This is a genomic window from Paracidovorax valerianellae (assembly GCF_900102625.1).
Lineage (GTDB): Bacteria > Pseudomonadota > Gammaproteobacteria > Burkholderiales > Burkholderiaceae_C > Paracidovorax > Paracidovorax valerianellae.
This window is the reverse complement of record NZ_FMZC01000003.1, coordinates 517,523-541,712: the sequence shown is the minus strand read 5'-3', so window position 1 is coordinate 541,712 and position 24,190 is coordinate 517,523. Positions and strand designations below refer to the sequence as shown.

The 24,190-nt window shown below is 69.2% G+C and carries 19 protein-coding genes; 11 read left to right on the top strand and 8 right to left on the bottom strand.

The annotated features are described in order from the left end of the window. The coding region (locus tag BLT03_RS07745) for a transposase (RefSeq protein ID WP_491907764.1) at window positions 1-227 on the bottom strand (227 nt) is incomplete at its 3' end. 243 nt (window positions 228-470) lie between these two features. On the opposite strand from BLT03_RS07745, the gene ptsP reads away from it, so the two are divergent. From ptsP to BLT03_RS07730, 3 genes are all read left to right on the top strand, one after another. After that, complete coding sequence (gene ptsP / locus BLT03_RS07740; protein ID WP_092741928.1) at window positions 471-3,038, top strand: phosphoenolpyruvate--protein phosphotransferase; 2,568 nt, start codon at window positions 471-473, stop codon at window positions 3,036-3,038. Between the two features lie 103 nt (window positions 3,039-3,141). Then, window positions 3,142-4,164, top strand: a complete 1,023-nt coding sequence (locus BLT03_RS07735; protein ID WP_092741926.1) for a 1-phosphofructokinase family hexose kinase — start codon at window positions 3,142-3,144, stop codon at window positions 4,162-4,164. 44 nt (window positions 4,165-4,208) lie between these two features. After that, a complete protein-coding gene (locus BLT03_RS07730) occupies window positions 4,209-6,023 on the top strand; it encodes a fructose-specific PTS transporter subunit EIIC (protein WP_092741924.1) in 1,815 nt (604 codons plus the stop codon). A 45-nt stretch (window positions 6,024-6,068) separates the two neighbouring features. Here the strand turns inward: BLT03_RS07730 and BLT03_RS07725 are convergent, their stop codons facing one another. From BLT03_RS07725 to BLT03_RS07710, 4 genes are all read right to left on the bottom strand, one after another. Further along, entirely contained in the window at window positions 6,069-7,424 is a 1,356-nt protein-coding gene (locus BLT03_RS07725) for a WD40 repeat domain-containing protein (RefSeq protein WP_139160346.1), read from the bottom strand. A gap of 125 nt (window positions 7,425-7,549) precedes the next feature. Continuing rightward, a complete protein-coding gene (locus tag BLT03_RS07720; RefSeq protein WP_092742057.1) occupies window positions 7,550-8,683 on the bottom strand; it encodes a GGDEF domain-containing protein in 1,134 nt (377 codons plus the stop codon). Between the two features lie 31 nt (window positions 8,684-8,714). Then, on the bottom strand, window positions 8,715-10,196 hold the full coding sequence (locus BLT03_RS07715) for an AMP nucleosidase (RefSeq protein ID WP_092741920.1): 1,482 nt from the start codon (window positions 10,194-10,196) through the stop codon (window positions 8,715-8,717). 47 nt (window positions 10,197-10,243) lie between these two features. Continuing rightward, window positions 10,244-12,313: a putative bifunctional diguanylate cyclase/phosphodiesterase gene (locus BLT03_RS07710; protein ID WP_092741918.1), complete on the bottom strand. Its 2,070-nt coding sequence runs from the start codon at window positions 12,311-12,313 to the stop codon at window positions 10,244-10,246. A 97-nt stretch (window positions 12,314-12,410) separates the two neighbouring features. Between BLT03_RS07710 and dbpA the strand changes: the two genes are divergently transcribed. From dbpA to dtd, 3 genes are read left to right on the top strand one after another with little or no spacing between them, the layout of a single operon-like run. Beyond that, a complete protein-coding gene (dbpA, locus tag BLT03_RS07705; protein WP_092741916.1) occupies window positions 12,411-13,817 on the top strand; it encodes an ATP-dependent RNA helicase DbpA in 1,407 nt (468 codons plus the stop codon). A 15-nt stretch (window positions 13,818-13,832) separates the two neighbouring features. Further along, window positions 13,833-14,792, top strand: a complete 960-nt coding sequence (locus BLT03_RS07700) for a cation diffusion facilitator family transporter (protein WP_092741914.1) — start codon at window positions 13,833-13,835, stop codon at window positions 14,790-14,792. Beyond that, window positions 14,789-15,238: a D-aminoacyl-tRNA deacylase gene (dtd, locus tag BLT03_RS07695; RefSeq protein WP_092741912.1), complete on the top strand. Its 450-nt coding sequence runs from the start codon at window positions 14,789-14,791 to the stop codon at window positions 15,236-15,238. Before BLT03_RS07700 ends, dtd begins: the two co-directional genes overlap by 4 nt. A gap of 51 nt (window positions 15,239-15,289) precedes the next feature. Here dtd and BLT03_RS07690 read toward each other — a convergent pair whose 3' ends face one another. The 3 genes from BLT03_RS07690 to BLT03_RS07680 all read right to left on the bottom strand — a co-directional run bounded on the left by BLT03_RS07690 (window position 15,290) and on the right by BLT03_RS07680 (window position 17,684). Beyond that, a complete protein-coding gene (locus tag BLT03_RS07690) occupies window positions 15,290-16,039 on the bottom strand; it encodes a sulfite exporter TauE/SafE family protein (protein ID WP_092741910.1) in 750 nt (249 codons plus the stop codon). Window positions 16,040-16,221: 182 nt separating this feature from the next. Then, window positions 16,222-16,680, bottom strand: coding sequence for an rRNA maturation RNase YbeY (gene ybeY, locus BLT03_RS07685; RefSeq protein WP_092741908.1), 459 nt, complete (start codon window positions 16,678-16,680; stop codon window positions 16,222-16,224). Window positions 16,681-16,724: 44 nt separating this feature from the next. Next, window positions 16,725-17,684: a PhoH family protein gene (locus tag BLT03_RS07680; protein WP_092741906.1), complete on the bottom strand. Its 960-nt coding sequence runs from the start codon at window positions 17,682-17,684 to the stop codon at window positions 16,725-16,727. 48 nt (window positions 17,685-17,732) lie between these two features. On the opposite strand from BLT03_RS07680, the gene ruvA reads away from it, so the two are divergent. The 5 genes from ruvA to BLT03_RS07655 all read left to right on the top strand — a co-directional run bounded on the left by ruvA (window position 17,733) and on the right by BLT03_RS07655 (window position 24,090). After that, on the top strand, window positions 17,733-18,305 hold the full coding sequence (ruvA, locus tag BLT03_RS07675; RefSeq protein WP_092741904.1) for a Holliday junction branch migration protein RuvA: 573 nt from the start codon (window positions 17,733-17,735) through the stop codon (window positions 18,303-18,305). 123 nt (window positions 18,306-18,428) lie between these two features. Further along, window positions 18,429-20,084, top strand: coding sequence for a serine protease (locus BLT03_RS07670; protein ID WP_092741902.1), 1,656 nt, complete (start codon window positions 18,429-18,431; stop codon window positions 20,082-20,084). A 135-nt stretch (window positions 20,085-20,219) separates the two neighbouring features. Beyond that, the gene (locus BLT03_RS07665) at window positions 20,220-22,139 is read left to right on the top strand and encodes a trypsin-like peptidase domain-containing protein (protein ID WP_353615274.1); all 1,920 of its coding nucleotides are present in this window, start codon (window positions 20,220-20,222) and stop codon (window positions 22,137-22,139) included. Window positions 22,140-22,149: 10 nt separating this feature from the next. Then, window positions 22,150-23,223 (top strand): Holliday junction branch migration DNA helicase RuvB, encoded by a 1,074-nt coding sequence (gene ruvB, locus BLT03_RS07660; RefSeq protein ID WP_092741898.1) that lies wholly within the window; start codon window positions 22,150-22,152, stop codon window positions 23,221-23,223. Window positions 23,224-23,457: 234 nt separating this feature from the next. Continuing rightward, a complete protein-coding gene (locus BLT03_RS07655; protein ID WP_092741896.1) occupies window positions 23,458-24,090 on the top strand; it encodes a phage tail protein in 633 nt (210 codons plus the stop codon). The last annotated feature ends 100 nt before the right edge of the window (window positions 24,091-24,190 follow it).

The window sequence follows — 24,190 nt, the reverse complement described above, 5'->3', positions numbered from 1 at the left end:
TCGGAGGCATCGAAGGTGTGCTGCAGGTACAGCAACCCGGCGATCAGACGAGGTGGCAATGCGGGCCGGCCCCGCCAGGAAGTGAACGAGACCACGAACGTGCGCTCGATCTCGGCCCAGTCGATCAGCGCAGCCAAACGGACCAGCGGGTGCTTCATGTTGAGCTGCTCGTCCAGCCGTGGGCGAAACAACTCACCGGACTGAGGCAGCGAAGGCTTCGGACCCATGGAACTCCTCGGAGAAATTTGCAAGAAAACAGGTACTGGAACAACCATACCTTGCAAATCCTGCGCCCATCCATCAGCAGAACTACGTGTCAGATCAAGGGCTTGCAGATTGTTCAGGGCGGACTATCTAGGGGATTTCCCGAGTTTCTGTAGGGGTGGTCCGGATCGCGGTCTTGTTCGCCGAGAAAACCGGTTTCATAATCGCCGCCTGGAATCGATACCAAAACAAGGAGACATTGCACCATGTCCACGATCCCGGTCGAGGTCCGCCTGGGCGCTGCGCCCCACAACCGAGAAGACGCCGTGCGCGCCGCCGGCGCTTTGCTGGCCCAGGCCGGCCACGCACAGCCCGCCTACACCGACAGCCTGCTGCAGCGCGAGAAGGTCGCCAACACGTTCCTGGGCCAGGGCCTGGCCATCCCGCATGGCATGGTGGAGGACAAGCATTTGGTGCTGCGCACCGGCCTGGCCGTGCTGCAGGTGCCAGGAGGCGTACGCTGGGGCGACGATGCCAAGCAGGCGCGCCTGGTGGTGGCGATCGCCGCCGCGTCGGACGAGCACATCGCCGTGCTGCGCCGCCTCACGCGCCTGATGCGCGACGACGCGCTCATGGACCGCATGGCCACCACGCGCGATGCCGGCGAGATAGTGCGGGCGCTCACGGGCGATGAATCGGCCGGTGGCGCTGCGGGCTCCGCCGAGCCCGCCGGGCTGGAAGACTTTCCGCTGGGCCACGAGCTGTCGCTGAACTATCCCAACGGCTTGCACGCGCGCCCGGCCGGGCAATGGGCGCAGGCGGTCAAGCGCTTCACGGCCCGGGTGCACGTGCGCTGCGGCGACACGGTGGCCGACGCCAAGAACCTGGCTGCCCTGCTGAGCCTGGGCGCGGGCCGCGGCGCGCAGTTGCGCCTGTCGGCCCAGGGGCCCGACGCCGCCGCCGCGCTGGCGGCGCTGCGCGACACCATCGTGCGGCTGGGCGATGAGGAAAACCGCCAGGCCGAGCTGTCCGCCGCCCGACAGGCGCAGGCGCAAGGGCTGGGCCGCGAACTGGGCGACTGGCAGCCCACCGCGCGCCAGACCTTCACCGGCATCGCTGCCAGCCCGGGGCTGGTGATCGGCACGCTGGTGCAGGCGGGCGCGGCCGCGCTGGAGGTGGACGACCGCTTCACGTCGGTGGCCGCGGAGGCCGCCGCGCTGGACCAGGCCCTGGCCGCTGCGCTGGCGCAATTGCAGCAATTGGCCGATGGCGCACGCGCTGCCGGCAAGGCCGAGCAGGCCGGCATCTTCACCGCCCACGCAGGGCTTTTGCAGGACGCCGACTTGTTGCTCGCCACCAGCCGCAGCGTGGTGCAAGGCCATGGCGTGGCCTGGGCCTGGCGCCGTGCGGTGGCAGAGCGCGTGGCGGCGCAGCGCGCGCTGCCCGATGCCACGCTGGCCGCGCGCGCAGCCGACGTGCAGGACGTGGGCGAGCGCGTGCTGCGCCACCTGCTGGGGCGCGGGGACGAGCCCGAGGGCGGCGCCGCCGCTGCGTGGCCGGCCGATGCCATCTTGCTGGCCGACGACCTGTCGCCTTCGGTCACCGCGCAGATCGACACCGCCAGGGTGCGGGGTTTCTGCACCGCGCGCGGCGGCCCGACCGCCCACACCGCCATCCTGGCGCGTGCGCTGGGGCTGCCGGCCGTGGTGGCGGCCGGCCCTGGCGTGCTGGGCGCGGAGGCGGCCGCCGGCATGCCCGCCATCCTGGACGGCTACCGCGGCCGGCTCTACGTGGGCCCGAGCGAGACGGCGCTGATCGAGGCGCGCGAGCGCATGCAGCGCCTGGCCCGCCGGCAAGAGGAAGAAGCCCGCACCCGCCAGTTGCCGGCCACCACCACCGACGGCCACACGGTGGAGATCGCCGCCAACGCCAATCGCGCCGATCAGGCCACGCGCGCGCTGGAGGCCGGTGCTGAAGGCGTGGGCCTTATGCGCACCGAATTCCTGTTTCTGGAGCGCGACACGGTGCCCGACGAAGACGACCAGTACGCCGTCTACCGGGCAATGGTCGAGGCGCTGGACGGCCGCCCGCTGATCGTTCGCACGCTGGACATCGGCGGCGACAAGCAGGTACCGCACCTCGATCTGCCCGTGGAGGACAACCCCTTCCTCGGCCTGCGCGGCGCGCGGCTGTGCCTGCGACGCGACGACCTGCTGGTGCCGCAGCTGCGGGCGCTGTACCGCGCGGCGCGGCATGGTCCGCTGTCGGTCATGTTCCCGATGATCAGCACGGTGGAGGAAGTGCACCAGTTGCGCCAGCGCATGGAAGCCGTGCGCCGCGAACTGGACGCGCCCCAGGTGCCCGTGGGGATCATGATCGAAGTACCCTCGGCCGCGCTGATGGCCGACCGGCTGGCGGCGCATGTCGATTTCTTTTCGATCGGTACCAACGACCTCACGCAGTACGCGCTGGCGGTGGACCGCCAGCATCCCGAACTTGCCGGCATGGCCGACAGCCTGCACCCGGCGGTGCTGCGCCTGATCGAACGCACCATCGCGGGCGCTGCCGTGCACGGGCGCTGGGTCGGGGTGTGCGGCGGGTTGGCGGGCGAGCCGCTGGGCGCCGCGCTGCTGGCCGGGCTGGGCGTGCAGGAGCTGAGCATGAGCAGCGGCGACATCGGCAGCGTGAAGGCGCTGCTGCGCCGGCACTCGCTGGCCGAGCTGCAAGAACTCGCCCGCCGCGCGCTGGACGTGGACACCGCCGACGAGGTGCGCGCCCTGGGCGCCGCGCTGCGCCCGGCCAGCCCGATGGGCAGCGAAGGAGCATCATCATGACGTTTGCTATTAAATTAATAGCTATGTGCCCTAGTGTTTATTGCGCTGGTGCCGTTTTTTATGCTGAACGTTCGGCAGCGGCCCTCACCGGGGAGGCCACGCCATGACGACCGCAGTGCCTGCGAACCCTGCAGCCCCCGCGGCTTTGGCGCGCGTCTTCACCGTCACGCTCAACCCGGCCATCGACCAGACGGTGCGCATTCCCACGCTGGTGCCCGGTGCCGTGCACCGCGCGCTGGGGCAGCAGACCGAGGCCGGCGGCAAAGGCATCGGCGTGGCGGCGGTGCTGTCCGCCCTGGGCGTGCCGGTCACCGCGAGCGGCTGGCTGGGCGCCGACAACGACGGCGTGTTCACCGCCGTGTTCGCTGCCAGCGGCATCGCCGATGCGATGGTGCGCGTGGCGGGCAGCACCCGCACCAACATCAAGCTGGCCGATGCCGAGCGCGGCGACTCGACCGACATCAACCTGCCCGGTCTGGCCCTGGCGCCCGACGCGCTGGCGCAGGCCGAGGCCGCGCTGCTGGCCACGCTGCAGCAGCAGGTGGAATACGGCGACTGGTGCGAACTGGCCGGCAGCCTGCCGCCCGGCGCCACGCACGGCGTGTGGGAGCGGCTGGCCCGCGCGCTCGCCGCGCAGGGCGCGCACATCGTGATCGACACGGGCGGCGACGTGCTGCGGCAACTGCTGCAGCGCCTGTCCGATCCCGCCGCCGGCCCGGCCGTGCCGGTGGCGCTGGTCAAGCCCAACCGGGCCGAACTGGAAGAACTGGCCGGCCGCGCCCTGCCCACGCTGGCGGAGGTGGCCGAAGCCGCCTCGGACCTGTGCCAGCGCTACGGCGTGCGGCACGCCGTCGTTTCGCTCGGCGGCGAAGGCGCGGTGATCGCCACGCCGCAGGGCAGCTGGCATGCGGCCGCGCCACGCGTGCCGGTCGCGACCACGGTGGGGGCCGGCGACGCGCTGGTGGCGGGAACGCTGGCCGCACTCGCCCAGGGCGGGACTTTTCCCGATGCGGCGGTGTTCGGCATGGCCTGCGCCGCCGCGCGCATCCAGCGCATCGCCCCCGGGCTGCCGCCGCGCCACGAAGTGGACGCCCTGGCCGCCGCCATCGCGCCGCACCCTGTCTGACTTTCGCTCCCAGAACGAACCCGAACCCGCACGGAGACCACCCCATGGCCCACCTCATCGCCATCGCCGCCAGCCAGGCTGGCCCGGCGCACAGCTTCATGACCGGCGAGGCGCTGCGCGCCGCCGCCGAACGGCTCGGCCACGACATCGCCCTGAGCGTGCGCAGCAGCCTGGGCGCCCAGGGCGGCTGGACGGACGACGAACTCTCCCGTGCCGACGCCGTCATCATCGCGGCCGACATGGCCGTGGACCGCAACGGCCTGCCCGCCGCGCGCCTGCACGAAACCACGCCGGGGGCCGTGCTGGCCGACGCGGCCGAAGTCGTGCGCGCCGCGTTGGCACGCACCGGCGCCGGTGGCGGCAACGGCAACGGTGGTGGTGTCGCGGCGAACGGCGCCCCGGCCCCCGCCGCAGTGGCGCCAGCGGTGGCCGCCGCCGAAGCGGCACGGCCCCTTCGCATCGTCGCCATCACCTCCTGCCCCACGGGCGTGGCCCACACCTTCATGGCGGCCGAAGCGCTGGAGCAGGGCGCGCAGGCGTTGGGCCACGCCATCAAGGTCGAGACGCAGGGATCGGTCGGCGCGCAGAACGCCCTCACCCCCGACGAGATCGCCAGCGCCGATCTGGTCGTGATCGCTGCCGACACGCAGGTGGACCGCGCGCGATTCGCTGGCAAGCGCCTGTATGCGACCGGCACCAAGGCCGCGATCCACGACGCGGCTGCGGTGTTCGCCCAGGCGGCGGCGCAGGCCGCTGTGTGGGGCGACGCGCCAGCGGCAGGCACCGCGGCGACAACGCCCGGGGCGGCCCCGGCCGCCGCTGCCGCCCGCAGCACGGAGCGCACCGGCCCCTACAAGCACCTGATGACCGGCGTGTCGTTCATGCTGCCTTTCGTGGTGGCGGGCGGGCTGCTGATCGCGCTGGCCTTCGCGCTGGGCGGCATCTACGTTTACGACGACGCGCACCAGGGCACGCTGGGCTGGACGCTGTTTCAGATCGGCGCCAAGGCCGGCTTCACGCTCATGCTGCCGGCACTGGCGGGCTACATCGCGTTTTCGATCGCCGACCGCCCGGGCATTGCGCCCGGCATGATCGGCGGCCTGCTCGCGGGCACCGTGGGCGCGGGGTTTCTCGGCGCCATCGCGGCGGGCTTCATCGCCGGCTATTCGGTGTACTGGATGAACCGCACCATCCGCCTGCCGCGCACGCTCGACGGCTTGAAGCCCGTGGTGCTGCTGCCGCTGCTGGGCACGCTCGTGGTCGGCGTGCTCATGATGATGGTCATCGGCAAGCCCATGGCCGGCGTGATGGCCGCACTCACCGAATGGCTCAAGGGCCTGCAGACCGGCAGCGCCGTGCTGCTGGGCGTGATCCTCGGCGCGATGATGGCGTTCGACATGGGCGGGCCGGTCAACAAGGCCGCCTACGTGTTCTCCACCACCTTGATCGCCAGCGGTGTGGCCAATCCCATGGCCGCCACCATGGCGGCCGGCATGGTGCCGCCGCTGGGCATCGCCCTGGCCTGCTGGGTGTTCCGCAGCCGCTTCAGCGCCGAGGAACGCGAGGCCTCCAAGGCCGTCGCCGTGCTGGGCCTGGCCTTCATCACCGAAGGGGCGATTCCGTTCGTCGCGCGCGACCCGCTGCGGGTGATTCCGGCCTGCATGGCCGGCGCGGCCGTGGCGGGCGGCCTGTCGATGATGTGGAACATCGGCCTGCAGGCGCCGCACGGCGGCGTGTTCGTGCTGGCCATTCCGAACGCGGTCAACCACGTGATGCTGTACGCATTGGCGATCGCGGCCGGCACGGGGGTGACGGCGCTGGCGCTGGGCGTGCTCAAGCGGCGGTTGCCGGTGGCATAGACAACAGCGCGGGCCCTCCCAGGGGTTGCCCCGTGGCGGTGGCAGTCAAGGCGCGATGTGCCAGACGCCTTCCTGCCAGAGCGTGGGCTCCGCGTGCTTCACGACGCTGAGCAGCCATTGGCGCCCGTCGTCTCCGATGCTGTGCAGATTGGCGATGCGCGCATCGATGGCAACGGGCACCAGCGCGGGTGACGACTGGCGCAGGTCCACGCGGTACAGATGCTGCCCTGCCTGCACGGCCAGCCATTGGCCATTGGGCGAAAAAGCCAAGCGCGACGCGGGCTGCATGCGCTCGCCAGCCGGGCTTTGCAGCAGGGCAACGTGCTGCATCGAAGGTGACCGGAACAGTGCAATGCCGCCCTGGGCCGCAGGCTCCACCAGCCACCGACCGTCCGGGGATACGCGGGGCTCCAGGGGCATGGGGGTTTTCAACTCGCGTGCGGTCGGCAGGCCGCACGCGAAGGTCTTGCACAGATCGCTCCCAGGACTGGAAGCGGAGGCAGAGCCTTGGCCGGTTTGGTCCGCGTCCAGCGGCAGCGTGTACACGAACGACCGGGCCACCCGGCCGCCCGACAGGTCTGGGGCCCAGCCGCCGGCCAGCATCCAGCGCCCTTGAGGGTCCACCACAGGGGCCCGAAAACTCACCCCGGCCAGCGGCACCAGCAGCGTCTTCCCACGCGTCAGGTCGCACACAGCCAGGGGTTTGGCAGGGTCCTGCGGGCCGGTGGACGGCAGGCGTGCCGCGAACCACGCCATGCCGAAACTGGCCGCCGCCCCGTCCAGCTGCACGCCGGGCAGGGGGCACACGGTTTTTCCCGTGGCCAGATCGATGACGTGTTGTGCAGGCGCCGCATCGCCCTGGCTGCGCAGGGTGCTGACGGCATAGCGCCCATCCGAGCTGATCTGCTCTACCGCCGGGCCGGAGCCGCGGCGCAGGTCGGCGTCCAACCAGCCGTGCACGCCGTTGGCGATGTAATGCAACTTTCCGTCGGGACCGAAGAGCAACTGGTAGAACGACGCGGCATTCCCCGGGCCGGCAATCGCAGGCGGTCCGGGTGGCGCCTCCGTGATCGCTGCGATGCGCTGCTGCGGCGACTGCTGCCAAAGCTCGATGCGGTCGGGCAACAGGCGTGCAAAGCGCTTTCCGTCGGGCGACCACGCCAGCGTCCTGCTTTGCCTCTCGCCGGATACCAAGGGCCCTGCAGGCAACAGGCGCAAGGTGTCTGCCGCCGTTTGTGCGGAGGCGCCGGACAGGGACGCTTGTGCCGCGATCGCATTCGTTGCCGCCAGAGCCGGTACCGCCAACGAGCCCGCACAGGCCCAGGCGATAACAATGCATGCGGTCCGCACGGCGTGCGTGGCGCCTGCGCAGGCGAAGCGATGTAAAACGGCAGGGGTCATGGCATTGGCGATCACTGGGTTTCAGGGGAATGCGGCTGGGGCCCGGTGCAGAAAAGGCTTTCCCACTCGTTGCCCCACGTTGAATTTCGTTGGCGCCATTCCAGCACAGCCGCAGGCGTCGCTGCCTACCCCATCGCCAGTTGCCGCCGCCCCTGTTCCTTCGCCGCGTAGAGCGCCGCGTCCGCACGCGCCATGAGCGTCGCCAAGTCCTCTTCGTCGCCCCTCCATAGCGCGGCACCCGCGCTGTAGTCGATGGCAAAGCCCAGCGTGGCGGCGCTTTCCGCCTGCAGGCGTTTGCGCAGGCGCTGGTCGAAGCGCCGTACCGCGTCCTGGCCCGCGCGGAGCAGGAGCACGCCGAATTCCTCGCCGCCGAAGCGGCAGACGGTGTCGTCCGGGCCGGCGATGGATTGGGCCAGCCGGGCGAAGAGGGCCAGGGCGCGGTCGCCGGCTTCGTGGCCGTAGGCGTCGTTGATGCGCTTGAAGTGGTCCAGGTCGAGCAGCAGGGCCGCGAGCGGCAGGCGCTGGCGGGTGGCGCGGGCGCACAGTGCCTGCCCGTGCGCTTCGAAGCCGCGGCGGTTGAGCAGGCCGGTGAGCGCATCGGTCATGGCCAGGGTGCGCAACTGCTGCTCGGCCTCGTCGCGCCAGGCGACCAGCAGCGCCACCGTGCCCAGCACGAGCGTGACGTTGGCGGCCAGGGCTGCCGCGATGTTGACGGGGTGGGGCGTGCGAAAGCTGGGGTAGGCGTCGGTGAAGGCACCCAGCACGCCGCGCGCTGCGGTGAACCCGGCCATGGTCGCCAGGCAGGCCAGGAGCAGCAGCCGCCAGCGCCGGCTCGCAGGCCTGGCGGGGTACAGCGTGGCGCGCGCGACGGTGAGCAGCAGCGCGGCCAGCAGCAGGTTGGCCCAGCCGACGCGGAACGCGTAGTGGCCGAAGCCGAGCGTGTAGCCCAGTGGAATGGCCACCACCAGCGCCTGCATGAGCCGGCGGCCGGGCCGGGGCCCGAGCCAGATCGCGAGGGCTTCGAAGATGGCCCACTGGGCCAGCGCATTGGCGGCCATGGACACGGTGGACAGCGTCTGATCCCAGGCGTAGGAGGACGCGATGATGGCGGCCCATGCCAGGCCCTGCAGCAGCAGGCTGGCCCGCACCCAGCGCGCGGCGGGGCCCGCGTGCCGGCCCATGATCAGCGGCAGCGCCGCCGAGAGCATGAACAGGTTGGTGGCCGTGATGGCCAGCAGGGTGACGAAATCCAGCCGCATCAACCCACGGTGGCGGCGCCCACCTCGTCCATCACTGGAACGCCACCTCGGCGAAGCTGCGCAGCTTGCGGCTGTGCAGGCGGCTCACACCGCCGGCCCGCAGGATGTCGATGGCGCGCATGCCGATGCGCAAGTGCTGGTCGACCCGCTCGCGGTAGAAATGGTTGGCCATGCCGGGCAGCTTGATCTCGCCGTGCAGGGGCTTGTCGCTCACGCACAGCAGGGTGCCGTAGGGCACGCGGAAGCGAAAGCCATTGGCGGCGATGGTGGCGCTTTCCATGTCCAGCGCCACGGCGCGGCTCTGGCTGAAGCGGCGCTGGGGCATGTTGTCGGGCAGCAGTTCCCAGTTGCGGTTGTCGGTGCTGGCCACAGTGCCGGTGCGCATGATGCGCTTGAGGTCGGCGTCCTCGATCTGCGTGACGTCGGCCACGGCCTGCTGCAGCGCCATCTGGATCTCGGCCAGCGCGGGAATCGGCACCCACAGGGGCAGTTCTTCGTCGAGCACGTGGTCTTCGCGCACGTAGGCATGGGCCAGCACGTAGTCGCCCAGCTGCTGGCTGTTGCGCAGGCCTGCGCAGTGGCCCAGCATCATCCAGGCATGGGGCCTGAGCACGGCGATGTGGTCGGTGATGGTCTTGGCGTTGGAGGGGCCCACGCCGATGTTGACCATGGTGATGCCGCTCTTGTCGGCCCGCATGAGGTGGTAGGCCGGCATCTGCGGCAGCCGGGGCGGCGCCACGCCCAGTTCGTCGCCCGGCTGGGCGGGCAGGCCGGTGCGGCGCGTGACGACATTGCCGGGTTCGACGAAGGCGACGTATTCGCTGTCCGGCTTGGCCATTTCGGCATGGCCCAGGCGCACGAATTCATCGATGTAGAACTGGTAGTTGGTGAACAGCACGAAGTTCTGGAACCACTCGGGCGCGGTGCCGGTGTAGTGGCGCAGGCGGTGCAGCGAATAGTCCACGCGCGGGGCGGTGAAGAGCGACAGAGGCTGCGCCTCGCCCGGGCGGGGGGCCCAGGTGCCGTTGGCGATGCCGTCGTCCATGGCCTCCAGGTCGGGCAGATCGAACACGTCGCGCATGAGCATGCGGCGCTGGGCGGTCAGCGTGCCCTCGATGTGGTCGTGCTCGGCGAACGAGAAGTGGATGGGGATGGGCTGGCTGCTGATGCCCACCTCCAGCTCGATGTTGTGGCTGTCGCGCAGCAGGCGGAACTGCTCGGCGTAATAGTTCGCGAACAGGTCGGGCCGGGTCAGGGTGGTTTCGTAGCGGCCGGGGCCTTCCACGAAGCCGTAGGCCAGCTGGGTGGCGGCGCGGGCCACGGTGGTGGTCTGCACCCGAACGAAGGGATAGAACGCCCGCACATGGCTGGCCGGGGTTTCGCCGGCGACGAAGCGCTGCATGGCCTCGCGCAGATGCCCGATCTGCTGCTGGTAGATGCGCTGCACCTGGGCCAGCGCATCGGCGGGGTCGGTATGGAGGGTGGGCTCGGTGAAGTCTGGGATCTGGGCCATGGCGCCTATTGTCCACGGGCAAGCGGGTCAGCCGGATGACGGGCCCGCTATCTTTTCAGCAGCCACTCGCGCGTCTGGCGCGGGTCCATGGGCGGCGAGATCAGATAGCCCTGTGCCAGGTGGCAGCCCAGGGTGCGCAGCAGGTCGTGCTGCGCGGCCGTTTCCACGCCCTCGGCCACGGTCGTGATCTGCAGGCTGCGGCCCATCTGCACGATGGCAGTGACGATGGCCACGTCGTCCTCGTTGCCGGGCGTATCGGCCACGAACGAGCGGTCGATCTTGAGCTTGTCGATGGGATAGCGCTTCAAATAGGCGAGCGACGAATATCCGGTGCCGAAATCGTCGATGGACACGCGCACGCCCAGCGCCTTGAGCGCATCGAGGGTGCTGCGCACCTGGTCGGCATCGTGCATGAGCACCGATTCGGTGATCTCGATCTCCAGAAAGCGCGGCGCCAGGCCCGTCTGGTGCAGCACGCTCGCGATCTCGCCGGCCACGTCGCGCTGGCGGAATTCGAGCGCCGAGAGGTTCACAGCCACCGGCACCTGCGGCAGGCCTTCGTCGTGCCAGGCCCGCGTCTGCCGGCAGGCCTCGACCAGGACCCAGCGGCCGATCGGCGTGATGAGCCCGCGCGCTTCGGCGAAGGCGATGAAGTCGATCGGCCCGACCAGATCGCGCTCGGGGTGGCGCCAGCGCACGAGTGCCTCGAAACCTACGAGCATGCCGTCTTCGAGCCGCACCTGCGGCTGGTAGTGCAGTACGAAGGCGCCGTGCATGATCGCGTCGCGCAGCAGGCGCTCGTGCTGCAGCACGCCGGTGGACGGGATCTCCATGCCCGGTGCATAGGCCTGCCGGTTGGCGCGGCCGCTGTGCTTGGCCTGCTGCATGGCCGCGTCGGCGCGGCGCACCAGTTCGGTGGCGCTGTCGCCGTCCTCGGGATACATGCTCACGCCGATGGAGACCGACACCGACAGCGGCGTGCCTTCGGCGTGGAACACGGCGCACACGTCCGCCAGCAGCTGGTCGGCCACTGCCAGGGCTGACGGCCGATCCGGCGCGTCGCCCAGCACCACGACGAATTCGTCGCCCCCCACGCGCGCCACGATGTCGCCGGGGCGCACGCCCTGCACCAGCCGGCGCGAGACCTCGCACAGCAGCATGTCGCCGGCCTGGTGGCCCAGCGAATCGTTCACCGTCTTGAAATGGTCCAGGTTGATGAACAGCACGGCGGCGGACTGCGGAAGGCGCCGTGCCGTCTCGATCACCCCGGTGAGCCGCTCCATGAGCGTGCCGCGGTTGGGCAACTGCGTGAGCGCGTCGTGCGTGGCCAAAAAAGCCACGCGCTCCTGGGCCTGGCGGCGCGCGGAGATGTCGCGCAGCACCGCGATGCGGTAGTCCGCGCCTTTCCAGGGCATGGACTTGCCGACGATCTCCACCGGCACGTGCCGGCCGTCGCGGTGCAGCACCGTGGCTTCATAAGGCTCTTCGCGGCCTTCGCGCACATAGGCTTCGGTGACGGGGCGGAACGCTTCGCTCACGAAGTCGAGCATGCGCTGGCCGCGGACTTCGTCCAGCGTGTAACCCATCAGCCGCGTGAGCGCCTCGTTGAAATCGGTGACCAGGCCTTCGCGGTGGAACACGATCGCCTCTTCGGTGGCCTGCGAGAACTTGCGCATGCGCTCTTCGCTCTCGCGCACGGCACGCTCGGCCTCCCAGTGGTGGGTGATGTCGTTGATGAGCACGAAAGCGCCCATCAGGCCGAGTTGGTGGTGCAGGTGGGGAATGAGGTTGACCTCGATCATGCGCGTGGCGCCGCCCCGCACGCGCTGCTTGCGCGTGTACTGCACGCGCTGGCCCTGCAGCACCTGCTGCACCTGGGGCTGGATCGAGGCCCAGGCGGCGTCGCCGATGGCCTCCTGCACCGTCTTGCCCAGAATGGCCTCGACGGTGTGGCCCGTCGATTCGGCGTAGCCCTGGTTGGCGAAAACACAACGCAGCGTGGACGATTCGAAGTACGCGAGCAGCGCCGGGACGGAGTCGGCCAGAAGCCGCAGCAAGGAACTGCTGCAGTGGGGGTCCTGGGGAGGACCGTCCGCTTGGCTTGATGTGTCTGGCATGTCCCACCCGCTTTGTATCTCGAAGTTTTATAGCCGATCGGGGCTCCGCTGGCGAGGGTGCAAGCCCTTGCACGCCCGGCCCCGGGATAATCCGGGGATGACTTCTTCCGTTTCCGGCGCTGGCGCCGAGTTCTCATCCCTGGCGCTGCACCCCGCGACCCTGTCCAACCTGCAGCAGCTGGGCTATACCCGCATGACGCCGATCCAGGCCGCGAGCCTTCCCGTGGCCCTCTTGGGCCGCGACCTGATCGCCCAGGCCAGCACCGGCAGCGGCAAGACGGCCGCCTTCGCGCTGGCATTGCTGGCCAACCTCAATGCGCGGCGCTTCGCCGTGCAGGCCCTGGTGCTGTGCCCCACGCGCGAGCTGGCCGACCAGGTCGCCACCGAAGTGCGGCGCCTGGCCCGCGCCCAGGAAAACATCAAGGTGGTCACGCTGTGCGGCGGCGTGCCGCTGCGTGGCCAGATCGCCAGCCTGGAGCATGGCGCCCACATCGTGGTCGGCACGCCCGGCCGCGTGATGGACCATCTGGAGCGCGGCACGCTCGATTTGCAGGCGCTCAACACCCTGGTGCTCGACGAGGCCGACCGCATGCTGGACATGGGGTTCTTCGACGACATCGCCAAGGTCGCGCGCCAGTGCCCGGCCGAGCGCCAGACGCTGCTGTTTTCCGCCACGTACCCCGAAGGCATCGAACGCCTGGCGCGCCAGTTCATGAAGGAGCCGCAGCGCATCACCGTGCAGGCCCAGCATGGCTCGGCCAAGATCGCGCAGCGCTGGTACGAGGTGAAGGACAACGAGCGGCTGCATGCCGTGTCGATGCTGCTCAACCACTTCCGGCCCGAATCGGCCATCGCCTTTTGCAACACCAAGCAGCAGTGCCGCGACCTGGTGGGCGTGCTGCAGGCGCAGGGCTTTCACGCACTGGCGCTGTACGGCGAACTGGAGCAGCGCGAGCGCGACCAGGTGCTGGTGCAGTTCGCCAACCGCAGCTGCACGGTGCTGGTGGCGACCGACGTGGCCGCGCGCGGCCTCGACATCGCGCAGTTGCAGGCGGTGATCAACGTGGACGTGACGCCCGACCCGGAAATCCACGTGCACCGCATCGGCCGCACAGGCCGCGCCGATGCCGAAGGCCTCGCCTTGAGCCTGGCCAGCCTGCCCGAGATGGGCAGCGTAGGCAAGATCGAGCAGTTGCAGGGCCGCGAGTCGGAATGGCATCCACTGTCCGAGCTCACCGCAGCACCGGGCGGGCCGCTGCTGCCGCCCATGGCCACCATCCAGATCATCGGCGGGCGCAAGGAAAAGATCCGCGCCGGCGACGTGCTGGGTGCGCTCACCGGCGAGATGGGCTTCACGCGCGAACAGGTGGGCAAGATCAACGTGAACGACTTCTCCACCTACGTGGCCGTGGAGCGCGGCATTGCGCAGGACGTGGTGCGGCGCCTGGCGTCCGGCCGGGTCAAGGGCAAGCTGGTGAAGGCACGGCTGGTGGACGGCGACTGATCGCAGGGCTGGCCCATGCCGTCGCGCCAATCGCCTTCAGGCCCCGGCACCACGGGTGATGCCGGCCCGGCCGCGCTGGCGCCCCGCACGCTGCTGTGGGGTTCGGTGGCGGTGGCGCTGGTCACCATCGTGCTCAAGACGCTGGCCTGGCACCTCACCGGGTCGGTAGGGCTGCTGTCGGACGCGCTGGAATCGTTCGTCAACCTGGCGGGCGCCATTTTCGCGCTGGCCATGGTGACGGTCGCGCAGCGGCCGGCCGACGACGACCACCCTTACGGGCACCACAAGGCCGAGTACTTTTCGTCCGGTTTCGAAGGCATTCTGATCGTGGGCGCTGCGGCGGCCATCTTCTGGGCGGCGGCGCATCGGCTGTCTTCGCCGCAGCCGCTGGAGCAGGTCGGCTGGGGGCTGGCGCTGTCCGTGGCCAGTTCGGCGCTGAACGGCGGGCTGGCCTGGCTGATGTTCCGGTCCGCGCGCGTGCACCGGTCGGTGGCGCTGGAAGGCGATGCGCGGCACCTGGTCACCGATGTGTGGACCTCGGCCGGCGTGGTGGTGGGCATCGGCGCGGCCAGCGCCACGGGCTGGCTGTGGCTCGACCCGGTGGTGGCGATGGCCGTGGCGCTCAACATCCTGAAAGAAGGCGGGCACATGGTGTGGCGCGCGTCCCAGGGCCTGATGGACGCGGCGGTCGAGCCCGAGGCGCAGGCCGCCATCGACGCAGCGCTGCAGGCCTTCGCCCAGGCCGAACCGCAGGTGCGCTTCGACCACCTGGCCACGCGCCAGGCCGGGCAGCGCCGCTTTGCCGGCCTGCACATGCACGTGCCGGCCGACTGGAGCCTGGGCCGGGCCGCCCAGTTGCGCGGCGCCGTGGAGGCCGCGCTGATGCACGCCGTGCCCGGCTTGCGCGTGACCATCGAGCTGCTGCCCGTCGGGGTGGAGGCATTTCTGGAAGAACCGAAGGATTCCGCACCATGATGAGTGTGTTGCAGCGCGTGCGCGAAGCGCGCGTGGAAGTGGAGGGCGAGGTCGTGGGCCGCATCGGCCAGGGCCTGCTGGTGCTGGTGTGCGCCGAACGCGGCGACACCGAAGCCGAGGCCGAACGGCTGCTGTCCAAGTTGCTGAAGCTGCGGGTGTTTGCCGACGACGCCGGCAAGATGAACCGCAGCGTGCAGGACGTGGGTGGCGGCCTGCTGCTGGTCAGCCAGTTCACGCTGGTGGCCGACACCCGGGGCGGCAACCGTCCCAGCTTCACCGATGCCGCCGCCCCGCAGGACGGCCGCCGGCTGTTCGACCATTTCGTGGACCAGGCACGTTTGCAGCACCCCGTGGTTCAGACGGGCCGGTTCGCCACGGAGATGCAGGTGCACCTGATCAACGACGGGCCGATCACGATCCCGCTGCGCATCCCTCCGCCGGGATAGCGCCCGGCAACTTGGCGGCGGCAGTGCCCAGCCGCGTCGTTAGCCGCGTCGTCAGCCGCGCCAGAAGAAGGCTGCCGCCATGCCGAGACCGGTCGCCACGATGCCTGCGCGAAGCCAGGGCGCCGGAATGCGCCGCGCCAGGCGTGCTCCGCCGTAGCCGCCGGCGGTGGCCGCCACCATCATGCCCAGCGCCTGGGGCCACAGCACCAGGCCGCCCGCCGCATAGACGGCGACGGCGATGGCGGTGAGCAGGGCGGAAACCAGATTCTTGAGTCCGTTCATGGCGTGCAGCGGCATGGAGCCCAGCAGTCCGAACAGCGCCAGCAGCAAGATGCCCAGCCCGCCGTTGAAGTAGCCGCCATACACCGACACGGCCAGCACGCCCACCACGGCGCGGGCCGGGGAGGGGGTTGAGTGCGCGCCGGCCGTCCAGCGGCGCAGCAGCGGGGCCATGGCGAACAGGGCGGTGGCCGCGAGCAGCAGCCAGGGCACGGCGCGGCGGAAGGCGGCCTCGGGCGTGACGAGCAGCAGCCCCGCACCGGCGGCGCCGCCCAGCAGCGAGAGCGCGACGAGCCATCCCATCGACAGCCCCGGCGGCGCTTGGACGTCTTCGCGGAACCCCCACGCGCCTGCGGCATAGCCGGGCAGCAAAGCCACAGTGCCGGTGGCGTTCGCCATCACGGGCGGCACACCGGTGAAGGCCAGTGCCGGCAGCGTGAGAAAGCTGCCGCCGCCGGCCACGGCATTCAGCGCGCCCGCCACGAAAGCGGCCGCGAGCAGCATGGCCCAGGTTTCAAGCATGGGGAAAGTCTCCGTCGATGGGGCGCTGGCGGCCCGTTGCACCGATGGTAGGGGCGTGGCGGCAGGCCACTGCGCGCACGCCGGTCAAAAGACCCGTCACCTTTTGCGCCGGGATGCGGGGATGCCGGGCGGCAGGGTCGGCCGATGGAGTGCGGGACCTGGGGCCTGGCCGAACCGTCGGCTCAGTCCGCGTACGGGTCGTCGAAGCCCAGTTCCTCGAGGATGGCGGTTTCGTAGGCCTCCATCTCGTCGGCGTCTTCGGCGCTGGTTTCGTGGTCCCAGCCCTGGGCGTGCAGGGTACCGTGGACCAGCAGGTGGGCATAGTGCGCGCGCAGGTCCCGGTTCTGCTCGCGGGCTTCGCGCGCCACCACGGGCGCGCACAGCACCAGGTCGGCCATCACTACGGGCTCTTGCGCGTAGTCGAAGGTGAGCACGTTCGTGGCGTAGTCCTTCTGGCGGTATTCGCGGTTGAGCGCCTGGCCCTCTTCGGCATCGACGATGCGCACGGTGATCTCGGCGTCGCTGGACAGCGCGTGGCGGATGAAGCGCGCGGCGGCGTGGCGGGGCAGGGCGGCGCGGTGCTCCTGCGCCTCAGGAAAGCGTGCGAACTGCAGCGACAGGGTCAGGTGGTTCAAGGTCATTTTGGCCTCTGGCGCATGATTCACTAGGGCGGTGTGCTATCAATTCAGGAGTGGCCTGCGCGGCTGCCTGCCGAGCGCTGCGCGTCGTAGGCGTCCACGATGCGGGCGATGAGAGGGTGGCGCACGACGTCGGCCGTGGTGAACCGGGTGATCGCAATGCCCTTGACGCGCTTGAGCACCCGCTCGGCATCGATCAGACCGCTCATCGCGCCCTTGGGCAGGTCGATCTGGCTGACGTCGCCCGTCACCACCGCGCGGGCGCCGAAGCCGATGCGGGTGAGGAACATCTTCATCTGCTCGGGCGTGGTGTTCTGGGCCTCGTCCAGGATGATGAAGGCGTTGTTCAGCGTGCGCCCGCGCATGAACGCCAGCGGCGCGATCTCCAGCGCATTGCGCTCGAAGGCCTTCTGCACCTTTTCGTACCCCATGAGGTCGTAGAGCGCGTCGTACAGCGGGCGCAGGTAAGGGTCCACCTTCTGCGTGAGGTCGCCCGGCAGGAAGCCCAGGCGCTCGCCGGCCTCGACGGCTGGGCGGGTCAGCACGATGCGCTGCACCGCATTGCGCTCGAGCGCATCCACCGCGCAGGCGACGGCCAGGTAGGTCTTGCCGGTGCCGGCGGGGCCGATGCCGAAGGTGATGTCGTGGCTGGCGATGTTGTCCAGGTAGTTGCTTTGCGTGGGCGTGCGGGCGCGCAGGTCGGCCCGGCGGGTGTTGAGCGTCACCGCGCCGTCACCGGGCGCCTCCAGCATCGAGCTGTCGCCGGCCAGCATGAGCTGCAGGTGTTCCTTGGCGATGGGGCGCTCGGCCATTTCGTACAGGGCCTGCAGCAGCTCCATGGCCTGCGTGGCCTTGGCCTTCGGCCCGTCCACCTTGAACTGCTCGTGCCGGTGCGCGATGCTGACCGACAGCGCCGTCTCGATGGTGCGCAGGTTGGCATCGGCCGGGCCGCACAGGTGCGCCAGGCGGGTGTTGTTGTGGGGAGTGAAGGTGTGTCGCAGGATCACGCGGATAATTCCGGTTGGATGGCCGCAACAGCGCGGCGAAGGACATCAATGATAGGCAAACTCACCGGCACGCTGCTGGAAAAAAATCCGCCAGAGGTGCTGCTGGACTGCCACGGCGTCGGCTACGAGGTGCAGGTGCCCATGAGCACCTTCTACAACCTGCCGCCCGTGGGCGAACGCGTGGCCCTGCTCACCCAGTTCATCGTGCGCGAAGACGCGCAACTGCTCTACGGCTTCGCCACGGCGACCGAGCGGCAGGCGTTCCGCGAACTCATCAAGATTTCGGGGGTGGGCCCGCGCACCGCGCTGTCCATCCTGAGCGGCATGGGGGTTTCCGACCTCGCCCAGGCGATTTCCCTGCAGGAAGCGGGGCGCCTGGTGAAGGTGCCCGGCATCGGCAAGAAAACCGCCGAGCGCCTGCTGCTGGAGCTCAAGGGCAAGCTCGGGGCCGACATCGGCGCCCATGCGCACGCCACGAGCGATGCCCAGGCCGACATCCTCCAGGCCCTGCTGGCGCTGGGCTACAACGACAAGGAAGCCGCGGCCGCGCTGAAGGCACTGCCCCAGGACGTGGGTGTGAGCGACGGGATCAAGCTGGCGCTCAAGTCGCTGGCCAAGTGAGGCGGGGCGGAGCGATGCGCTGGCCTTGAAGGGCTGACCCAGGCCCGTCCGCGGACCCGCAGGCCGTGGTGTGGCGAGATCGACCTGCGGGCGAAAAATCAATCAAAAAAAGGGAGTTGTTTCATGGGAAAAAGCCATTGGATGGTTCGAAGTACGCTGCTGCTCGCCGTCGCCTGCCTGGCGTATGGCTGCGGCGGTGGTGGGGGTGGTGATGGACTCGGTGGCAGCCAGACCGTCGCGGCCGCTGTTGCGGGCGGCGGGCCGGCGTCCGAACCCCTGCAGGTCGGATCGGCCGTGCAACCGGCGGGGTCGGACGCCGAGGGTTTCGGCATCAAACAGCAGCGGCCTGTGGGCCCGCAGGCGGAGCCGGCCCGGGTGGCTTTGCCGGCCCTGGTACGGCAGAAGTCCGCGCAGGTCCGGCATGCCGGTGCACGCCCCGTGGGCGATGCCCGTGCGGTGGATGCCACGGCGACGGCGCAAAGCCTGCAGCGGCTGCTGCAGTGGACGCCGACGGCCAGCGGCGGCATGAAAGCGGCGGTGAGTTTTTCTTCCCAGGACGCGCAGGGACTGCGCCTGGGCTTGCAGGTGCGCCAGATGCCGGCGGATGCGGTGGTGCGGGTGTATCGGCAGGACCGCCCTGCGTTGGTGTATGAAATCACCGGCCAGGCCATCCTGCAAATAATCGAGCGCAATGCCGCGGCCGGCGATGCCTCGGACAACGGGCGGACCTGGTGGACGCCGGATTCCGGCGCCAGCGAGGCCACGCTCGAGATCGAACTGCCTGCCGGCGTGCCCGCCACCGCGCTGGACGTGGCGGTCCCGGCGCTCGCGCACCTGTTCGAGAACATGTCCCTGCCTCCCGAGGGCGCCCTGGCCGCCAAAGCCGTTGGCGACGCCATCGCCTGCAATCTCGATTCGACCTGCTTCGATGAATACGCTGCCCAACGCGATGCAGTCGCACGCATGCTCTTCGTGGACAACGGCAAGGCCTACGTCTGCACCGGGACGCTGCTGAATGACCGCGACGCCACGAGAACGCCGTATTTCCTGAGCGCCAACCACTGCATCGCTTCGCAGACCGTGGCATCCACCTTGCAGACGGACTGGTTCTTTCGATCGCAGGCCTGCAACAGCGGCACGCTGTCGCCGCAGTCCACGGCACGCACGGGCGGCGCGACGCTCCTGGTTGCCAGTGCGGACACCGATACCGCCCTGTTGCGGCTGAACGAGGCCCCGCCCGCCGGCGCCGTGTTCGCCGCCTGGGACGCCAGCCCGCAGGCCGAGGCAACCTCTGTGGTCGGCATCCACCATCCCCGCGGAGACCTGCAGAAGATCAGCACCGGCAGCATCATGGGCACGTTGGCCTGCACCAACGATACGGACGGCTCGATGCTGTGCGACTCGTCAACGGATGCCTCTGCCGGCTATTACGACGTCGGGTTCGACCGCGGAACGGTGGAAGACGGTAGCAGCGGCTCAGCCATCTTCCGTGAGGGCCGCGTGATCGGCACCCTGTACGGGTTCGCTGCCAGCGCGCAGTGCTCCGTGAACGATGTGCGGGTGTATGGCCGGTTCGATCTTGCCTATCAGAAGGGGCTCAAGCAATGGTTGTCTCCGCCGGTCGGCATTCCCCCGGCTTGGCGCCATGCGGCTCACCGATTCTTGCCCCGGCCGGGTGGCGTGCATGTCCATGCCGATTTCTCGGTCCGCCCTGGCTTCCCCGATGGGAGCGCAAATTCGACCCGGAGTGAATGGATGGTGTCGCGTCAGCGGTCCTGAGACTGCGATGCGTAAAGGAGTATGTAAATTGATGAAATCGCCAGCCGGGTGCCGTGGGGCTGTGGCACATTTTCCAATTCGGGACCTTCTGGTCATTCCCGATGTCATCACAGGAGTGGTTCCATGCAACCCGTAATGAAAAGATTTCGATTTTTAGCCCTCCTGGCCGCGGTTTCCGTGCTGGCCGCGTGCGGCGGTGGCGGAAGCGGCGCCGAGACGGCGCAGGCTGCGGCCGCTCCTTCGGCAAAGGCGCTGGTGTACAGCGTGGAATCGCGTGAGCAGCCGGCCTCCGCCGTGCAGGACGTGGCGCGGCTCAAGGACCGGGTGGCGCGCCAGGCGATCGCGCCGGCGCGCATTGCGCTCGGGCCGCTGGACCAGTCCAAGGAAGCGGCGGCGGATTCGGGCGGCATCGGCCCGCGCCAGGTCGGCGCGCCCCGCAGCGTCTCCCAGACCGCGAACGCCAGTGCCACCCTGCAGCAGTTGCAGTGGACCCCAACGGCGAACGGTGGGCAGATCGCCGCTTTGAGCTTCTCCGCCGATGGCGCGCACGGCATCCGCCTGGGCGTGCTGGTGCGCAAGCTGCCCGGCAGCGCCGTTCTGCGGGTGTACAGCCAGGCCAAGCCTTCGGCCGTGTTCGAGATCGCCGGCCAGGAAGTGCTGCAGGTCCTCGAGCGCAACCAGGCAGCGGGCGACACGTCCGATGCCGGCCACACGTGGTGGACGCCCGATACGGGTGGCGACGAAGCCACGCTCGAGATCGAACTGCCGGCCGGCACGCCTGCCAGTGCGCTTGACCTTTCGGTGCCGCGCCTGTCGCAAATCTACGCCAACCTGTCGCTGCCGACGGCCGACGAATTCGAGCAGGCCAAGATCAACGAGTCCGACGCCTGCAACCTCGATTCGACCTGCTACAACGAATACGCCAGCCAGCGCAATGCCGTCGCCCGGATGCTGTTCGTGCGCGAAGACGGCAAAGCGTATTTGTGCACCGGCACGCTGCTGAACGACCGCGATGGCACCGGCACGCCGTATTTCATCTCGGCCAATCACTGCATCTCCACGCAGACCGTGGCCTCCACGCTGCGCACCGACTGGTTCTACCGCTCGCCCAGCTGCAACAGCCGCACGCTGTCGGCAAGCACCACGGCCCGCACGGGTGGCGCCACGCTGCTCTACGCGACCGCCAGCAGCGACACGTCTTTCCTGCGCCTGAATGAAGCGCCGCCCGCCGGCGCCGTGTTCGCGGCATGGAACGCCAATCCCCAGGCAGTGGGTGGCGCCGTGGTCGGCATCCACCATCCCAGCGGGGACCTGCAGAAGATCAGCTTCGGCAACCTGGCTTCGCTCAGCACGTGCACGTCCCTCAGCGGCACCAACTTCACGTGCAGCGGCACCAGCGGCAACTTCTATCGGGTGACGTGGAGCCAGGGCACGACCGAGGGCGGCAGCAGCGGCTCGGGCATCTTTGCTGGTGGAGCTCTGATCGGCACGCTCTACGGCGGCAGCGCCGTGTGCACCAACAAGGCCTCGTCCGATTTCTACGGCCGTTTCGACGTGGCGTACAACGCGGCCATCAAGGACTGGTTGTCGCCCGCCACCAGCACCAGCGGCCGGACCGCCGTGTACCGCTTCTTCAACGGCAGCACAGGGGCCCATTTCTTCACGGCCAGTGCCGGTGAGCGCGATTTCGTGATCAGCACCTATCCGGCGTTCGCGTATGAAGGCGTGGCCTTCTATGCCTACGGCGGCGCCACTGCGGGGCAAAGCGCGGTCTACCGGTTCTTCAACAAGAGCAACGGCGCCCATTTCTACACCATCGATGCGGGCGAACGCGACTTCGTGCGCGCCACCTACCCGTCGTTCGAATACGAAGGCCCGATCTGGTACGCCCAGACCGGCGCCGGCAACGGTGCCACCGCCATGTACCGGTTCTTCAACAAGAGCAACGGCACGCATTTCTACACCATCAGCCAGGGCGAACGCGACTTCGTGCAGGCCACCTACCCGGTGTACCAATACGAAGGCCCCGTCTACTACGCCTGGACCGCCAACTGACCCGCACCGCATGAGCATTCAGACCGACGACTTCGCACCCGCCCCCGCCAAACGCGTGATCTCCGCCGCTCCGGCCTCCCCCCAGGAGGAGGCGCTGGAGCGGGCGCTGCGCCCCAAGCTGCTGCAGGAGTACGTCGGTCAGGCCAAGGCGCGCGAGCAGCTCGAGATATTCATCGGCGCAGCGCGCAAGCGCGGCGAGGCGCTGGACCATGTGCTGCTGTTCGGCCCGCCGGGGCTGGGCAAGACCACGCTCAGCCACATCATCGCGGCCGAACTCGGGGTCAACCTCCGCCAGACCTCCGGCCCCGTGCTGGAAAAACCCAAGGACCTGGCCGCGCTGCTGACCAACCTGGAGCGCAACGACGTCCTGTTCATCGACGAGATCCACCGCCTCTCGCCCGTGGTGGAGGAAATCCTCTACCCCGCGCTGGAGGATTACCAGATCGACATCATGATCGGTGAAGGGCCTGCGGCGCGCAGCATCAAGCTCGATCTGCAGCCCTTCACGCTCGTGGGCGCGACCACGCGGGCCGGCATGCTGACCAACCCGCTGCGCGACCGCTTCGGCATCGTCGCGCGGTTGGAGTTCTACACCCCCGAAGAGCTTTCGCGCATCGTGATGCGCAGCGCCGGCTTGCTCAACACGCCAATCGAGCCGGACGGCGGCTTCGAGATCGCGCGGCGGTCACGCGGCACGCCGCGCATTGCCAACCGCCTGCTGCGCCGGGTGCGCGACTACGCCGACGTGAAAGGCACGGGCCAGATCACGTTGGACATCGCCCAGCGCGCACTCACCATGCTCGATGTGGACCCGCAGGGCTTCGACGTGATGGACCGCAAGCTGCTGGAGGCCGTGATCCACCGTTTCGACGGCGGGCCTGTGGGCCTGGACAACATCGCGGCCAGCATCGGGGAGGAGTCCGGCACCATCGAGGACGTGATCGAGCCTTATCTCATCCAGCAAGGCTATCTGCAGCGCACACCGCGCGGCCGCGTGGCCACGCTGGCGGCCTATCGCCATCTGGGCGTGGCGCCTTCCCGCAACCATTCCGATCTGTTCGGCGGGCCGCCTTCGGTGGCTTGATCCATCGCTTCCCGACCCCTTGTCCAAAAGCTCCTGCGGCTTCATGGCAGCAGCCAGATTACGCGCAGGGGATCTGCGCGGGTCGCAGTCTCAACGCCCAGTGAATTCTCGCTTGTCGCCCTTCGATTTCTGGTGTTTACTCCCCTATCCGCCTTCGCTGCGAGATCGTCAAAAAGCATCGCTGCCAGGTGCGGATATTGATCGACAAACTTTTTTTGGGAGAGGGATACTCACATGGATCCGATTCTGGGCCAGATCATTCTTTGGGCCGTGCCATGGGTTCCGCAGGGCTGGGCCCTGTGCGACGGCACACTGCTGTCAATCAATCAGAACCAGGCGCTCTACTCGCTGCTGGGTACCCGCTACGGCGGCGATGGCGTCAACACCTTCGCCTTGCCCGATCTGCGCAACCGGGTTCCGCTCGGTTCCCAGAACATGGCGACCATTGCCGGTACGAGCGGTGCCGTCACGGCGTCCACCAACGCCGTCGGCGCTGCGATCCTGTCGCTCGCCAACCTGCCGGCCCACAGCCACGGCGTGACGGTGGCTACAGGTGGAACGGCCGCAGTGTCCATTCCCGCTGACGACACCACGGGCGACAACAACGTTCCAAGCAACGCATTAGTGATGGGCAAGGGGGCTGCTGGCAGCACACCCGCCAAGGTGTACAGCTCCAAGTCGGCTACCACGACGCTCAAGCCCTTCGATGCACCCTTGACCCTGCCTGCCATCACCACGCAACCGGCCGGCAGCGCTACGCCCACGCCCGTGCAGATGAACGTGCCCGTCACGGTCAGCACGTTGCAACCTGGCCTCACGCTGAACTTCATCATTGCCGTGAACGGTATCTATCCGTCGCGTCCCTGACCGCAGTTAGGCATGCAGGCCATGGCCTGCATGCCACCATTGCCATGCAGGCGCGGCCAGCGCTGCGGTGGCGATGGCCGACGAGGCCGGGGCAACCCGG